Genomic DNA, 17,208 nt, shown 5'->3' with positions numbered 1-17,208 from the left:
AGTAGATTGCTGCCAAAAACCGGATGTCATATAAAATGTTTGTGATTGGGAATTAATATTCTTATCCAACCCTATGTTTAGCAAATTAGCAGTTGTTTGAATTATACCTATATAATAAGTTCCTGCGGACAACACCAAAGCCGGGTTTGTAATTAAATACGTAACAAACTCGTTGTAATCACTGCTATACTTCGGGTACACAATACTATCTTTATATACTAAATTATTAGGAAGACCTCCGTTGTCATCCCAAATAGCCAAACGAAAAGGAAATCCATTTGCAGCATTTAATATTGGATTAAAAAATAACCTTACTGCACGCAGCGTATCAGAAAAATTAAGTGCAAAACGATAGCCCAATTTTGCACCTCCGGTTGTTAGCCCATAACCCGATTCTGCAGTACCATCATCATGTGCAAAATAATTATAAAATTTCTGCTTGTATTGTACAAAATTATTCTCGGCAATTTGATCAAACGAGCTTGGGTAAATTCTGTGATTAGCAGTAAACAAAGCAGAATCAGTAAGTGTAGGGAAAGAAAATCCAACTTGAGGGTATTGATGAGTTAAACAAGAAGCATACCCGGCAGAAACAAATGGATTGACATTACAATTGCCGGCATTATAAAAATCAATTAAACTATTGGTATTGGAAACTACAGAGTCTGTATAACCTATGTTTATTGCCGAAGACGAATTATTCCTCATAAATACTACAAGAGAATCTTTCATATCTGCACTGGTATATTGCTGCCAAGGCATAGCAGTATAATTCCTCAAAAAGCTACCGGGGTTGTAGGTAAATGATATGTCAGTAAAAACTGTGTCGTTTACAGAACGATTTTTATTCAAATAAATATAATCTACATGCCAATGATCTAGTGCACCAGAAAGCGTAGCCTTATTTCTGAATCTAAACTGGAAATTATCTTTAAAATAACTACTGTCGATTACAGGAATATGCACCAAATGAAAACCGGTATCAGAAACTAAATTGGGAGTATACCCTTTTCTTCCCCACACCTTAACCCACGCTGCTCCATTCTTCTTAAACTCTAACACCAACGAATCACCAACTTCCGGTTCATTCCCCCACCCTTTTGCTTGGTAAAAAAAGCTAAAATAAACCGAATCGGCCGGAGTTACCGCTGTATTTAATCGTATGTATTTAGACAATAATGTATCTGCAAAATTCGAAGAATTAGAAGATGCACTAAAATTATATGGATAGCCTTTATAGTTTAACCCATCAAATGTAGCAACTCCAATAGTTGGTGGTGCCTTAGGATAAAATCTATTTACAAAAGTACTTACCGAAAACCATTTTTCTGCAGATGGATAATAACTATCGTACGAAAAATCATCTATAAAAGGTAAGGACAGCGTATCTGGTGCAGATTGCATTTTATAAGAAGGTGCCTTAAAACCAATTAAGGTAGGATTTGCTTGTAAATCAAGTTCAACTTCTGTTTGGGCAAAAACAGCAAAATTTACTGTTAATAAAAATAAAACTAGGCTCTTTTTCAACATTTAAGGGTAAATATATAGCTTTTACTCAATACAAGAAAAAGCGGGTCTTAACAAATTATTACAAAATTACACTTGACAACACGGTTAGGTACAACGTAAATAAATAGAAAATATTTTGATTTAACCTACATTACGTTCAACACCAAAATTTAACATTATTTTTTGGGTTATTTGGATAAATAAATTAGGTTTGCATGTTACAAAACTAGCATTGAGTACATATGAGAAATAGCAGAAATTACGCAGTATTTGCCTTACTATCTATAGCATTGTTTATCGCATCTTGCAGCTCGGGTTACAAACCTAAAACTAAATCGGAAGTAAAGGTTCACCAACTGTCTGACCCGGAAATGCTAAACCCAATGAACTCCTCTGATGCAGGGGCCTCGGAAATTCAATGGCAGCTATTTCAATCACTTATTCGCATAAACTACAAGACATTGGAATATGATGCATTAGTAGCCGAAGCTCGCCCCGACATTGAAAAAACAGAAAATGGTGGAATGAAGTTAACTTTTAAAATTCGCCAAGATGCGGTTTGGGATAACGGAACCCCAATTACTGCAAAAGATTTAGAGTTTACAATGAAAGTTCTAAAGCATCCTAAGGTAAACAATACTCATACCAAACCTTATTTTGAATTTGTAAAAGACATTCAACTTTACACAGAAGACCCTAAAAAAATAACCTTCGTTTGTGATACAGTTTACTTTTTAGCAGAATCTGTAATAGGAAGTGCTGATATTTTGCCGGAATATAACTACGACCCTAAAGGATTATTGAAAGAATATACATTGCCTCAAATTATTGCGGGCGGAGAAAAATTAGCAGAAGAGCCTAAAATGAAAGAGTTTGCGGAGGCGTTCAACTCGGAAAAATACATGCGTGAAAAAGAAGTTATTGTAGGTAGTGGTCCGTATAAATTAACAGAATGGACAACCGGACAACGTGTGGTTTTAGAAAAGAAAAAAGATTGGTGGGGCGATAAATATGCTGACAAAATTGCTTCTTTTGAAGCTTTTGCCGACAAATTAATTTATGTAACTATAAATGACCAAACATCATCCATTGTTGCCCTAAAAGCAGGGAATATTGATGTAATGAAAGGAATAAAACCAAAAGATTTTGTAGAGTTGCCTGCATCAGAGAAATACAAAGAAAATTTTAATTCCTATCAACCATCTAGCTTACAATATACCTACATTGGCTTAAATGCACAATCGCCAAAACTAAAAGACAAAAAAGTTCGTCAAGCACTTGCACATCTTGCGGATGTAGAAAAATATATAAAAACTGTGTATTACGGATTGGCTCAACCCGTTATAGGTCCGGTGCATCCTTCAAAAACAAGAGATTATAATTCAGAAATTAAACCCTACCAATTTAACACTGAAAAAGCTAAACAATTGTTAGAAGAAGCAGGCTGGAAAGATACCAACGGAGACGGAACAATTGATAAAGTAATTAACGGAGAAAAGACAGAATTTGCTATTGATTTTAGTACCAATTCCGGCAACGACATGAGAAAGCAAATTGCACTTATGTTTCAGGAAGAAGCCCGCAAAGTTGGTATTAAAGTAAATGTTGGTCAGCAAGATTGGTCGGTTTACCTCGACAATCAGAAAAAACACAATTTCGAAATATACTTTGGAGCTTGGATCAGCTCTCCTAGTCCTAACGATTTTAAACAAATATTTCATAGTGAGTCTGCTTTAAACGAAGGTTCAAACTATGTAAGCTTTAACAATGCAAAAGCCGATCAGTTAATTGACGCTATACGTGTTGAGCTAGATGAAAACAAAAGAGCAGAATTGAATAAAGAGTTTCAGGCCATATTGCACGAAGAAGTGCCTTACATATTTTTGTTTGCACCCACCGAACGTATTGCAATACATAAAAAGTTTACCAATGCTGAAGCTTCTGTTATGCGTCCGGGATATTTCCCCGCTAGTTTCAAGCTTACAGCACCGGCTAATTAATTATACCAGACGCATAGTTTATGCTAACATATATTCTTAAACGAATATTAATTTTTATACCAACGCTACTAGTAATTTCGTTAGTAACGTTTACGATAAGCATAAATGCACCCGGAGACCCCGTTGACACGATGTTAAACAAAGGCAGCGGTGGCGGAGAAGGACAATCATCTGAAAAAATTGCAGGAGAAAAGGCATATACAAACTTAAGACATCAACTTGGGTTCGACTTACCGCTGTTCTATTTTTCGTTTACCAACGCAACGTACCCGGACACGTTGTATAAATTCCCAAAAGCCAATCATAGAAGTACATTGGAGCGATTATCGTTCACCTATGGAAAATGGGACAACGTATCTGAGTATTATCATCGAATTAGAAAATTAGAATTTGTACTATTCGACCATCCTAAAACAGAAGAGAATGCTGATGCATTGAATAGAGCAAAAGGATACGTAGCTACGTTGTATGATAATTATGATGAAAAAAAGATAGAAACCGTAATTTCCAATCTCGATTTTATTTTTTCTGAAACACCAACGTTTATGAATATTATTGGGCACTACAACTCGCTTGTTACGGCCTATCATGAAATGATTCATAAACAAAATAAAAATCGAAAGTATATACCAAAACTTATTTTTTACGGTATAAAAAATCAATACCACAATTGGATGTTTGGCGACAAACCTTGGCTTTCGTCCTTACCTTGGGTAGATGACAGCCAGGTAGAATATACCTGCAAAGGATTTGTAAGAGGCGATTTTGGAACTTCTTATCAAGATAAGAGACCTGTTTCTACAGTAATTTGGGATGCACTAAGCTGGACTATGGGATTGAGTTTAGCTTCTATTGTTTTAGCTTATTTAATCGCAATTCCACTAGGTGTAAAATCTGCAATAGATAAAGGGAAAACATCCGAACGAATTATCACTACCGTTTTGTTTATGTTGTACTCGCTGCCCGTTTTTTGGATTGGTACTATTTTAATTATTTACTTATGTGGCGGAGATTATCTTTCTTGGTTTCCATCGCCCGGAGCGGAGCCAATACCGGATGATGCCCCATTTGGATATGTTTTTAGTGAAACCTTGTATAGAATGGCACTCCCTCTTTTTTGTTGGACATACGCATCATTAGCTTTTTTATCTAGACAAATGCGGGGAGGAATGCTAAATATTATTGGACAAGATTACATTAGAACAGCTAGAGCCAAAGGGCTAGACGAAAAAACAGTAATTTGGAAACATGGTTTCAGAAACTCGTTAATACCAATGGTTACTATGTTTGCCAATATTTTCCCGGCTGTTATTTCTGGTGCATTTACAATTGAATACCTGTTTTCAATTCCGGGAATGGGAAAAGTTAGCTACGAGGCTATTGTAGCAAGAAACTACCCTATTATTTTTACAACTCTTTTGTTTACGGCAATTTTAACATTGATTGGAAATTTGGTAGCAGACATTATGTATGCAGTTGTAGATCCTAGAATATCGTTTTCAAAAAAGAAATAATGAGCGTTATTACAAATATATTTTCGTTTTTAAAAAATCCATTCCGAAAGGCAGATGAAGCTTTTGCGCTGCAATCAAATGACTCTAAATTAATTCAGAACGAAAGTTTTTGGTCGAACGTAAAGAAACAGTTTAAAAAAAACAAATTGGCTTTCTTTTCGTTACGAATTATTCTATTGATGGCTATCATAGCCCTATTTGCCGATTTTATTGCTAACGAAAAACCATTAGTAGCTAAAATAAACGGACAAACTTATTTCCCTGTTTTAAAATCCTACGCAGTAGATATGGGCGTATCGGAATGGCAAAAAGAATTTCAAAATATTGAATGGAAAAAACTAGAATACGAATGGGTTATATTTCCTCCGATTCCTTATCTACCTAAAAATTTAGACGACAACAATATACACTCTGTTAGTCCATTGGCTGTACAAAATGTTCCATCTACTCGTTGGCGTCATTGGATGGGCACAGACGAGCTTGGGCACGATATATTTGCAGGAATGATTCACGGAACAAGAATTGCGCTTATAGTAGGCGTTGTATCGATGGGAATTGCATCTATCATAGGAATTATGATGGGCGCAATGGCTGGATATTTTGGAGATGAGCGACTAAAAGTTTCGAGAGCACGTTTGTTTCTAAATCTATTGTTTTTTGTATTTGCACTATTTTATGCATTTGGATCCAGGGGCTATATTTTAAAAGATGCAATAGGGGTTTCATTTGGCATCTTCTTTAAAGAACTATTAATCAGCTTGGCAATAATTGCATTGTTCATGCTTACGGCTAACTTTTTTACCTGGGTATTAAAATTTATTCCATTTTTCAAGAAAAAAATTACCATCCCTGTAGATATTTTGGTATCGCGATTAATAGAAATAAAAGTATCTATACCTACCATGTTTTTAATTATATCAATAGTAGCCATTGCAAAACCCTCTCTTATGATAATTATGGCTATAATTGGGCTTACATCGTGGATGGGTATTGCACGTTTTATACGTGCCGAGCTACTTCGTGTACGCAATTTAGAATATATTGAAGCGGCTAACGCACTTGGTTTTTCCGAATTCAGAATTATTTTTAGGCATGCAATTCCAAATGCTATAGCGCCTGTACTTATTACCATTGCATTCGGAATAGCATCTGCTATTTTGATAGAATCATCTCTTTCGTTTTTAGGAATTGGAGTTCCTGCCGAAACATTAACTTGGGGCTCGTTGTTAGCTGCTGCTCGTCAATCGCCTACAGCATGGTGGTTAGCTATTTTTCCGGGATTTGCTATTTTCTTAACCGTTACCTTATACAATTTAGTTGGCGAAGGATTAACAGACGCTCTTGACCCAAGATTGAGAAAATAATTTATTTGCTATTTTCAGATTGATTATATGCTTTCTTTAATAGAATTTGCTAATTGGGTTTTCCAATATGCAAAAAAGCGAATAACCTTGAAACAATGAAATTTGCTTTAAAATATACTACACACATTTTTCTACAATCTCAATATGATTATGCGCTATGGTTATCTGCTTCACTAGCTATCTCCATGTCGAAGATTTTGGGAGAAAATTTTACAGAAACTGAAAAACATTCCAATTATTATATTGGTCTGATTTCAGCTAACTATCAAAACAAATGAAAAAATTAAAAGCATACTTCATTTCAGACCGTCTTAACCAAACGGAAGATGTATTTGAAAAAGCTAAAATCCATCTTGTTTTCGATTTCACTTTTTTCATGTCCTTATTGGCAATACCTTTTATAATTCAGTTATACATAAATGGCTTTTGGTACCATCTCGGATTTAATATTTTTGAAGTTATTTCGTTAACGGTTATTTATGTTCTTTTTAAAACAAATGTACCTCTCAAAGTTTTAGGAATTACATTCGTTATTATGGATAGCATCATGTCTGCGGGGAGTTTAATTTGCCAGAATGGTTATTTTGAAATTCAAGCAGGTTTATGGAGTATGCTTCTTATTTTATACACATTTTTCGTACTCGGAAAAAAGTGGGGGGTAGCCATTGTCTTATTTATCTCCTTACTATTTATTGGATGTATCCCTTTTAACGAAAATCAAATTTCATTTTTAAACCTTGGAATTCCTTCCAATCAAGTACTTCCAACAGCCTCTGGCTTTATTGTTTTTCCATTCCTATTAAATATATATATTATAATAGTTTTAATAAACAATCGTATTTCTGCGGAGGGACTTATTAGCAATCAAAAGAAAAAATTAGAAATACAAAAAGAAGAAATTGTTTCATCAATTACCTATGCTAGTAGAATTCAACACGCTGTCCTTCCAAACGAAGAAAATATAGCAAAATGTATCCCTCAATCTTTTATACTTTATCAACCAAGAGATATTGTGAGTGGCGATTTTTATTGGTTTCATGAAATTGACAAAGACAACTATATTATTGTTTGTGGAGATTGCACCGGACACGGTGTGCCGGGAGCGCTGATGACTGTTATTGGCAGCAATCTATTAACACAAATTGTAACCGAAAATAAAATATATAGCCCCTCGCAAATAATGACTGAGTTGGACAAACGAATTTCAACTACACTAAAACAACAAAAATTAAAAAATGATTACGTACACGATGGAATGGATTTAGCCTTGCTTAAAGTAAACAAAGCACAAAAAGAATTTATATACACCAGTGCAAAAAGACCTGCCATTTTTATAAGAGAAAAGCAAATACAAGAACTTAAAGGCAGTAAACATACATTAGGCGGGTTACGAGAAGAGGAAAAAAAATTCGAAGAAATACAAATGAACTACATAGAAGGCGATATGGTCTATTTATTCACAGATGGCTATATAGATCAGTTTGGGGGTGTGAATAATAAAAAATTTATGATAAAAAGATTTCGAGAAACGCTGCTTTCTATATCGCACGAAACTACGACTAAACAGAAAAACGGGTTAAAGGATACGATTAACAATTGGATTGGAAAAAACCAGCAAACAGACGATATAGCTGTAATTGGTATTCGTTTTTAAATTCATTCTACTATCTATTTTGGATAAAAAATAGTGTAAATGAATTTGTTCAAAATTTAACTTATCCTCTAATTGATGTAATTGAATATTTGCGTGAATTTATTTTAAACTTTCATCAGACATATTTCGACAAGCACAATATGACCGCGCACTGGCCAGTCCCGCGTATCGAAGACTTGGGGTGCAATGTCACAGAAACTGAAAATACTTTAGAATACTAGTTTCTAAAACTTAGCTATAAATCGCAAATTTATTAATCGTTGGGTAAGGTAATTCGGTATTGCATATTGTCTATTACGAATATCTTTCAACCATAAATAAGACACCACATTATCTACATTTAATAAATTGAAAACCTCTGCTCCTACCCACAAAGATTTAATGTAACCAAACGGATGGCCTTTGGGAAGCGGTTTACTTTCTTTTATGATTTGATAAGAAAAGCCAATATCAACTCTTCGGTACGGTGGCATTCTCAAGGTGTCTTTGTATCGCTCAAAGCTTGGTGGGCCAAATGGCAATGGTGTACCAAACAATAAATTCAAGTGCATTTTGCAATCGGGTAACTTGGGCAAATAATCTTGAAAAAAAATACTGAAACTTACACGTTGGTCTGTGGGACGAGGAATATAACCCGGCTCCTTGCGAATACTATCTGCGGGAGTTCTATCCAACGTATAGCCGCTTACAATTCTTTCTCCATTTTTATTGTAATACACGTAATAATAATCGTCTAAAATATTCTCTTTGGTTTGCATAATAGAAAGCGTAGCCCACGACTCAATACCTTTAATAAACTCTCCATTTACTTTAAAGTCAATTCCTCCTACATAGCCAACTGCATTGTTTTTCGCATAATATCTAATCCGCACATTATCTACTTCATAGGGAACTAAGTTTTTTAAATCTTTATAATACGCTTCGGTTACAAACTTAAACGGACGTTTCCATGCTTTAAAGTTAATATCTGTGCCCAACAGAAAATGAATAGATTGTTGTGCTTTTAAATCCGGATTAATTTTTCCGTACAAATCGCGCAACTCTCTGTAAAAGGGAGGTTGGTAATAATATCCGGTAGAGAACCGGAACAACACATCCTTTTTCCAATTAGGCTTATACGAAATATTGGCTCGTGGGCTAACCACTGTTTGATTATTCAAATCCCAGTAATTGGCCCGAATACCAAGTGTAAAGCTTAGTTCAGAAGTATCTTTCAGCAACTTGCTTTCCGAATACTGAAAGTAGCCTAATACTCTATTGTTATTTAAAATAATAGTTGTCTTTACAACATCTTGTACATCTATTGTATTTAAAGGCAATTGAGGTAAGGAGTAACCAGCGGAATCAATCAATTTCCATTCGCTTAATTTATCTTCAAACGATTCGAATTGGTAGCGAGCACCCCAAAAAAATTGTTTTTTATTTTTTTCGTAAATGCCTTTATGTTCCACATTAGCAACCGTTCCATACAATTGATTTCGACCATGATTTAAAAATCCACCTACACCTAAATTATTCTTAACCTCTCCGAACGTTTTTTTTCCGAAATCTGTTTCTAACTCATCAATAGCATACACACCTTCTACATCAAAGGTTTCATTCTCGTTGGTATTAAATACAGACGTAATATATTTTAGCGTTAATCTGTCGTTGGGCTTATTTACTAAACACAATGCCGCAGTAGTACTTTTAAAATGTGACAATTCTTGTCCATCAAAATCTACACTTAACTGCAATGCTTGATTAATGGTGCCAAAAGAGGTTGTTCTACTTTCCGGAATCATTAGGTATCTGTTATCGGAATAATTACCTAAAAAATTCAGTTCCCATTTTTCTGTAATATCGTAAGTAATAAAATTTTGTACATCCACAAACCTTGGTTGGTAATCGGCTCTGGTATTTAAACCACCTAACAAATACCTATTTACCCGATAACGAGCGCCCAATATCCATGTAAGACGCATATCTTTACTTGCATCTTCTACATGCACATTAGCACCCAACACACCTGCGGTTGCGGTTCCTGCAAATTTTCTTGGTCTTCTATATTTAATATCTAATACCGAAGCCATTTTATCTCCGTACTTGGCTTCAAATCCACCTGCCGAAAACAATACAGATGAAACCATATCTGCATTTACAAAACTCAATCCCTCTTGCTGCCCCGACCTTACTAAAAAAGGGCGATACACTTCTATGTCGTTTACGTAAACCAAGTTCTCATCAAAATTTCCACCTCGTACCGAATATTGCGAACTCAATTCATTTCTATTGCTTACACCCATTTGGGAAAACAATATATAATTAAAATCTCCGGTAGGGCTAGGTATTTGCGTAACTACCTTAGGGTCGAGACTTACCATTCCGTTGGAACGAGATTTTTTATCCTCAATTACAACATCAACTAACGTGTTTGAATTTTTTGCTAATGATTTATCAAGATTAATTGTTTCTCCTTTTTTTAAATTAACTGTAAAACGCAGTTGCTGAAAATTTATATTCGAGAACACAAGAGTAACGTCCTTTTCGCTTGGTACAGTAATTTTGTATTCACCATTCGAATTTGTGTAAACGGGCTGTTGAGATAAACCAAGTAGTGACACTAGCACATCTTCAATTGGCATCTTATTAGCATCGGTTACTTTTCCAACTACTGTAGCCTGAGCACGCAGAAAACAAGTAGGCATAAATACAAGAGCACATACCAATATAATGCTGTATAAATTTCCGTACTTTTTAGGATGCGAGTTCAATGCAGACGATTTGTGGATGAGTGCTATTAATTTTTCTTTTTAAAATCACCTCTTCTCCACGCATCAATAAATTTAGCCCAAGCCACCGGATTTAGAAGATTGTTGGGAGGCAATTGTCCGGCATGATACAATTTTGCATATTGATTTTGCATGGCTTGTTTATAGTTCATACTTCCATCCATGGCAGTGTAATGAGCGAGTTTGTTCATTTCGTTTAAACTTAAATTTTTTGCAGCTCTATCGTAATCAGTATCGGGCGGATCTAAACGCAAAAAGGCTTGCTTAAATTGTTCCTTTGTTGGCCATGGATATACCACAGTTTCTTTGAGCAAAATTGTATCCATTTGCATTACCTGAATAATGGAATATTTATTACTTGACAACGTATCCGAAATAATAAACTGCATTTTTTTATATCCCAACGCAGAAAACTCAATAGTATCAAGAGTTTGGGCAACTAACGAGAAAAAACCAAAATAATCGCTTATAGTTCCTCTACTTGTATTCTTTACAATTAAACTTGCGTATGGTATGGAACGTAAACTATCCTCACCAACTACAACACCGGAAAATTGAATTATTTTTTTTGTTAGTGGTGTATATGCAGGTTTTGTTTGCGCAGAGAAGGTTCCAACCGCAAACAGAAACAGTATAAAACTCCAAAAAATACTATTTACCGATTGATTATTTTTAATAATAGATATTTGTTTAAGCAGCATATTTCTAACAGGTTTATTTCTTCGCAAATGTTTTAAACAGAGTAGTTTAATTATGTCTTTAAGTTACAAAAACAATCATTTAGTTAACTTAAAAATATGACATTTAGTATAAATTAGCTTACATTTAGTTATAAATAAAACAAAAATGAAACGTAACTACATCCTACTCATCTTTAGTCTTTATTTCAGTTTCGGACTATTTGCCCAAATACAGATTAACAGCACAGATATGCCAAGTGTAAACGACACCGTACGAACAAGTACGGCATCAACACCTTCGCTAGTTATACCTGATTCTACAGGAATAAACTATCATTGGAATTATGCATCACTTACCCCTTTTAGGCAAAAGCTCGACACTTTTGTTAGTGTTACCTCTACCCCATTTTCTTATCAATTATACTTCAACAACTCTATTGCATTCCCTAATCACAAAGCAGATTTTGCGCTGCCTGTTGCAATCCCAACTCCAACAAACTCAATAGGTTTGTCTGTTAGCAATACTTTTGGGTATTTTAGAAATAAAAACAATAAATTTTCGCAAGTTGGATTTGGATCCACAATTAATAGTGTTCCAACATCTACCAAATACGACTCTATAGATTACATCTACCAATTTCCGCTTGCATACGGCAATAAAGACTCGTGTGTTTCCGTATTTGATGTTACAGTACCTACCTTTTTGTTTTACAAACAACACAAAAAACGAGTAAATGAAGTAGATGGCTGGGGTACTATTACCACACCACTAGGCACATTTCAGTGCATACGTGTAAAATCCACCATGTACATTACAGATAGTATATTTTCAATTATGCTAGGATTTGGCACTAAAACTCCAAGACCAACACAATACGAATACAAATGGCTTACCACAAACGGAATGATTCCGGTGCTACAAGCCAATGCTCAAAAAGCAGGAAACTCGAAAGTAGTAAACTCCGTAATATATAAAGACATATACCGTTCGGCTTTCTTAGCAATGGAAGAACAAGCTATAAACAAAGACTTAACTGTTTATCCTAATCCAGCTCAGGATAAAATTTACATCAATTCGTTTGGCAATGTACCTATTGAAGAATTGTATTTGGTAAACTTAGCTACTAGTCAATTGGTGCAAACCATTCACAAAAACGAGCTGGTATATACTAATAATGCAATTGAATTAACTATTTCATCACTACCTAGAAGTAATTATTTACTAGTGGCAAAAACCAACAACGGGATAGTTTCAGAAATTTTTGTTAAATAGGCTGGTATTATTTTGTGTTGCTCTCTTTAAGAGCGACACAACAACAATTGCAATTCCGCTGCCAAGAATTGCTCCTCCTACAATATCCAATGGATAATGCACTCCGCAATAAATGCGGCTGTAGGAAACAAGCAAAGCCCAAGAAAAAATACCCACTACAAACAGCTTCTTTTTCTTATACGAAAACTCTAACGCTATAAGCGATAAAAATGTAGCAATAGCAAACGTATTGGCAGCATGAGATGACACAAATCCGTACGCGCCACCGCACTTGCCTACCACATGAACCAAGTGAGCAATATCTGCATTATGACACGGGCGGAATCTTAAAAATACATTCTTAAATAGGTGAACAGAAAGTTGGTCGGAAAGCGTTATGGCAAGTGCTACAAAAACGGCTACAATGGCAATGTATTTCCAATTAAATTTTAAAAGCCTGCAAAGCCAATAAAACAAAAGAATATACAAGGGTATCCAGGTAAATTTTTGTGTACAAAAAAGCATTACCAAATCCAACCAATCGGAATTCAATGAATTTAAATAGAGAAAAAGCCGAGTATCAATATTTTCGAGGGATGTAAGCAATTGAATAACGCGTTATGTAAAAATCTAATTAAGTTCTTTCCAGAGAATATCTTTCAACTCTACCAATCCTTTTTGGGTATGAGATGAGAAAAAAACAATGGGAACTTTTTTGTCCTTGAATCGTTTTTTCAAATCCTTTTTTATCTCATCCATCAACTCATCGTCCAACATATCACATTTAGAGATACTTAAAATCCTTTTCTTATCAAGCAATTCGGGATTAAACTGCTCTAATTCGTTTACTAAAATATTATATTCTTTAATAATATCTTTTGCATCGGCAGGAACTAAAAACAACAATACCGAATTACGCTCTATATGACGCAAAAAACGCAATCCTAATCCTTTTCCCTCGTGCGCACCTTCTATAATACCCGGTATATCTGCCATTACAAACGATTTATAATCGCGGTATTGTACAATTCCCAAGTTAGGTACAAGAGTTGTAAACGGATAATTGGCTATTTCAGGCTTGGCAGCGCTCACAACAGAGAGCAATGTAGATTTTCCTGCATTTGGGAAACCCACCAATCCAACATCGGCCAATACTTTCAATTCTAATATTTTCCAATCTTCCCTGCCAGGCTCTCCGGGTTGGGCAAATCGTGGTGTTTGGCGAGTGGAAGTTTTAAAATTATTATTCCCCAATCCTCCTCTGCCTCCGGGAGCTATAATATATTCTTGTCCATCTTCGGTTATTTCAAACTCTACATTGCCTGTTTCAAAATCTTTGGCTATGGTACCCAACGGAACATCTAAAATTACATCCTTGCCTTGAGCGCCCGTTTTTAAGCCACTAGCACCTTTTTCGCCAGGTTCGGCAATAACGTGTTTTCGGTATTTTAAATGCAACAATGTCCAAAGTTGCTTATTGCCGCGTATAATAATATGCCCACCTCTACCACCATCTCCACCATCCGGACCTCCTTTAGCGGTTTGTTTGGAGCGTAAAAAATGCATAGACCCGGCACCACCATTACCAGAACGGCAACAAATTTTAACATAATCAACAAAATTTGAATCGGCCATAACTTTAGTTTCGAGTTTTTTATTCCAAAAGCCAAAGTTAAGAATAAAAAAATTGGTAATGAATAAAGGCTTAAATACCTATATATGCTGCGGTCTATAACAATAGTACGTTTTGATTATTTGTAAAATTGTGTACCTTGAACCCTAAATAGACAGTTGAAAAACACAACTGCCTACAACTAAATATTAGTAAAGCTTTTAGGGGTTTGAATAAGTAAGGAAACCTTACTAATACTAAGTTGGGGTTACCCGTACCAAGACAGATAGTGCGCTTTTTTCAAAAGCTTCTACTGTCTAATTACGGTTGAATAAACGAAACAAACCTTCGCCAATCCATCCATTTTTGGGTAGATTTGCGATATAAAACTTCGGGTATAAACAAGTTAGGGGTAAATTTATAAGACTTACTAAATGACGACACTAAAACTTGACAACAAAATTTTTACGGTAATTATTTTTTTAGTTTTAACCGTAAGTTGTACTTATAACGGACAAGACAACGACACAGGAAAATCAGAGACAAAAAAATTCAATAGTCTTATAGACAGCTTAAACCACAAACTTTACGAATGAAAATTGAAATATTCAACGACCAATGATATCATCTATAACTATAAAGAATGTGGTTCGCATACATTACCTGACGATTTATTTATTGAAGCACCAGACGGAACAATCACGAAATACTTAGAAGTTTTTAAAAACATATTTAGCCACACTGAAAATATTGGTCATTACAATATGATGATGGGCATTGGCGAAGAAATTACAGAAGAAGTTGAGGTATAGATACTATGGATAAAAAGTAGAGTGTTATAGTATGGTTAACTTCGCAACTGCGTTGCGAAGTTAACCATACTTCATTGAATTTCAAAATGTCCAGTTATTTTGCTAATAAACTGGACAAATAAACTATCTTTGCACTACAATAAAAAGAATGAAAACATCTGAATACATAGCATTTACCATAGATAGACTGCCCAAGGGCTATGTATTCACCTATGCCGACTTTGATATCGAGGTGAACCAAAGAGAAGCGGTAATAAAAGCCCTGAATCGTATGGTAGCTTCGGGCAAGATTGCCAAACTATCCAAAGGAAAATACTACAAACCAGAAAATACCCCATTTGGCAGCCTTCAACCCAATCAGGCACAAGTAGTAAAAGATTTGTTGGAAGAAAACGGAAAAACAACCGGTTATCTCACAGGTTACAGCATTTACAACCAATTGGGCTTAACCACACAGGTAAGCAATACCATACAGATAGGCAAAAATCAGGTTCGTCCTAACTTTAAAAGAGAACGCTATACCATTGCTTTTGTAAAACAAAAAAACACCATCACCAAACAGAATATTCCTTTGTTGCAGTTACTGGATGCTATTCGCTCCATCAAAAAAATACCTGATGCCAGTATTGAAGCATCCTGCAAACGTTTCTTAGCCATAATCAAAAACTTTACAGACCAAGAAATCAATACACTGGTTCGGTTGGCTTTGAAATATCCGCCAGCTACAAGGGCATTGTTAGGGGCGTTGTTAGAGCAATTGCAACAAGGCAAAGCAACAGAACCGCTTTTCAAGTCATTGAATCCAATTACCAAGTATAAACTAACAGGTGCAGCGAAAGCATTATCCACCACCGAAAAATGGAACATAATATGAAGTTGCACGAAAACAAAACCTTATTCAGACAAGCGGTTCAGTTTACGGCTGACCAAATGAAAATCCCTGCCATATATGTGGAAAAAGACTATTGGGTTACTTATGCTTTATATACCATTTTCGACAATGATATTGGTAAAGACACAGTTTTTAAAGGCGGAACAGCACTATCCAAATGTTACAATATGATAGAACGCTTTTCGGAAGATATTGATTTGGTAGTATTGAGACGAGAAGGAGAAACAGACAGCAAGTTAAAATCAAAATTAAAAGCAGTAAGCACAGTTGTAGAAGCCGTATTGCCCGAAGTACCTATCGAGGGCGTTACCCATAAAATGGGGATGAATCGAAAAACGGCACATTCCTACAACAAAGAATTTAAAGGCGATTACGGACAAGTAAGAGATGTTATCATTTTGGAATCTACTTGGTTGGGATATTACGAACCATACACGACAAAAAGCATAGTTTCATTTGTTGGTCAAATGATGCTGGATAATAAGCAATCTGATATTGCTAAAGAAAATGGATTACTTCCTTTTGACTTGCTGGCATTAGAAACAATAAGAACCATTTGCGAAAAAGTAATGAGTTTAGTTCGTTTTTCTTATGGCGAGAATCCAATAGATGATTTAAAGAAAAAAATAAGACATACCTACGATTTGCATCAACTACTTAAACAAGATGAGTTCTTAAAGTTCTTTCAATCAACTGCTTTTGATGAAATGCTTTTAAAAGTAGCCAATGATGATGTAGCAAGTTTTAGAAACAATAATAAATGGCTGAATTATCATCCCAATGAAGCACTTATCTTTAAAGACTTAGAAAATATATGGAGTGAGTTGAAAACAATTTATAACGGAGACTTTAAAAATTTGGTCTATGGAGCATTACCCAAAGAAGAAGGCGTTTTGGAAACATTAAAAATGATTCAAGAAAGATTGAAAACAATTTCTTGGACAATAAAAATTGAACCCAAGGAATGAAATTCACCGAAGAAAAATTAGAAAAAGCATTTACCGAGTTGTTGGGGCAAGAAGGATTTTGGAGGACAGCCAACCCCAGTAGGCGCTAAGATTTTCTTAGTGCCTTTTTTTTATAAGCTTTGCTTATTTGAGTAAGTGCTTTGTGCTTCTATTCAAGTTCTGTGCTGGCAGACAGTTTAG

14 protein-coding genes are annotated in these 17,208 nt (G+C 35.2%); 9 read left to right on the top strand and 5 right to left on the bottom strand.

All coding sequences use genetic code 11. The features are described from left to right. A partial coding sequence (locus J0M08_10440) for a hypothetical protein (protein MBN8703475.1) occupies window positions 1-1,530 on the bottom strand: 1,530 nt, incomplete at its 3' end. 221 nt (window positions 1,531-1,751) lie between these two features. Here J0M08_10440 and J0M08_10435 point away from each other — a divergent pair. From J0M08_10435 to J0M08_10420, 4 genes are all read left to right on the top strand, one after another. After that, window positions 1,752-3,509, top strand: coding sequence for a hypothetical protein (locus J0M08_10435; GenBank protein ID MBN8703474.1), 1,758 nt, complete (start codon window positions 1,752-1,754; stop codon window positions 3,507-3,509). Window positions 3,510-3,529: 20 nt separating this feature from the next. Next, entirely contained in the window at window positions 3,530-5,023 is a 1,494-nt protein-coding gene (locus J0M08_10430; protein MBN8703473.1) for an ABC transporter permease, read from the top strand. Continuing rightward, on the top strand, window positions 5,023-6,387 hold the full coding sequence (locus J0M08_10425; GenBank protein ID MBN8703472.1) for an ABC transporter permease: 1,365 nt from the start codon (window positions 5,023-5,025) through the stop codon (window positions 6,385-6,387). Before J0M08_10430 ends, J0M08_10425 begins: the two co-directional genes overlap by 1 nt. A gap of 274 nt (window positions 6,388-6,661) precedes the next feature. Next, the gene (locus J0M08_10420) at window positions 6,662-8,041 is read left to right on the top strand and encodes a SpoIIE family protein phosphatase (protein MBN8703471.1); all 1,380 of its coding nucleotides are present in this window, start codon (window positions 6,662-6,664) and stop codon (window positions 8,039-8,041) included. Between the two features lie 224 nt (window positions 8,042-8,265). On the opposite strand, the gene J0M08_10415 is transcribed toward J0M08_10420, so the two are convergent. Together J0M08_10415 and J0M08_10410 are read right to left on the bottom strand one after the other, a co-directional pair. Then, window positions 8,266-10,794 carry a TonB-dependent receptor gene (locus tag J0M08_10415; protein MBN8703470.1) on the bottom strand — a complete coding sequence of 843 codons (2,529 nt, stop codon included), beginning with the start codon at window positions 10,792-10,794 and terminating at the stop codon, window positions 8,266-8,268. Window positions 10,795-10,820: 26 nt separating this feature from the next. Further along, window positions 10,821-11,513, bottom strand: coding sequence for a carboxypeptidase-like regulatory domain-containing protein (locus tag J0M08_10410; GenBank protein ID MBN8703469.1), 693 nt, complete (start codon window positions 11,511-11,513; stop codon window positions 10,821-10,823). Window positions 11,514-11,658: 145 nt separating this feature from the next. Between J0M08_10410 and J0M08_10405 the strand changes: the two genes are divergently transcribed. After that, window positions 11,659-12,765, top strand: a complete 1,107-nt coding sequence (locus tag J0M08_10405) for a T9SS type A sorting domain-containing protein (GenBank protein MBN8703468.1) — start codon at window positions 11,659-11,661, stop codon at window positions 12,763-12,765. Here the strand turns inward: J0M08_10405 and J0M08_10400 are convergent. Together J0M08_10400 and obgE are read right to left on the bottom strand one after the other, a co-directional pair. Continuing rightward, window positions 12,745-13,296, bottom strand: a complete 552-nt coding sequence (locus J0M08_10400; protein ID MBN8703467.1) for a phosphatase PAP2 family protein — start codon at window positions 13,294-13,296, stop codon at window positions 12,745-12,747. The genes J0M08_10405 and J0M08_10400 overlap by 21 nt on opposite strands. Before the next feature lie 78 nt (window positions 13,297-13,374). Then, on the bottom strand, window positions 13,375-14,379 hold the full coding sequence (gene obgE, locus J0M08_10395) for a GTPase ObgE (protein ID MBN8703466.1): 1,005 nt from the start codon (window positions 14,377-14,379) through the stop codon (window positions 13,375-13,377). 411 nt (window positions 14,380-14,790) lie between these two features. Between obgE and J0M08_10390 the strand changes: the two genes are divergently transcribed. From J0M08_10390 to J0M08_10375, 4 genes are all read left to right on the top strand, one after another. Continuing rightward, window positions 14,791-14,952: a hypothetical protein gene (locus J0M08_10390; GenBank protein MBN8703465.1), complete on the top strand. Its 162-nt coding sequence runs from the start codon at window positions 14,791-14,793 to the stop codon at window positions 14,950-14,952. Window positions 14,953-14,955: 3 nt separating this feature from the next. After that, a complete protein-coding gene (locus tag J0M08_10385) occupies window positions 14,956-15,168 on the top strand; it encodes a hypothetical protein (GenBank protein MBN8703464.1) in 213 nt (70 codons plus the stop codon). A 148-nt stretch (window positions 15,169-15,316) separates the two neighbouring features. Next, the gene (locus tag J0M08_10380; GenBank protein MBN8703463.1) at window positions 15,317-16,042 is read left to right on the top strand and encodes a hypothetical protein; all 726 of its coding nucleotides are present in this window, start codon (window positions 15,317-15,319) and stop codon (window positions 16,040-16,042) included. Further along, window positions 16,039-17,028, top strand: a complete 990-nt coding sequence (locus J0M08_10375) for a nucleotidyl transferase AbiEii/AbiGii toxin family protein (protein ID MBN8703462.1) — start codon at window positions 16,039-16,041, stop codon at window positions 17,026-17,028. Before J0M08_10380 ends, J0M08_10375 begins: the two co-directional genes overlap by 4 nt. The last annotated feature ends 180 nt before the right edge of the window (window positions 17,029-17,208 follow it).

Source organism: Bacteroidota bacterium (assembly GCA_017303975.1).
Lineage (GTDB): Bacteria > Bacteroidota > Bacteroidia > JAFLBG01 > JAFLBG01 > JAFLBG01.
The sequence above is the reverse complement of the archived record's forward strand: the minus strand, read 5'-3'. Positions and strand labels throughout refer to the sequence as shown.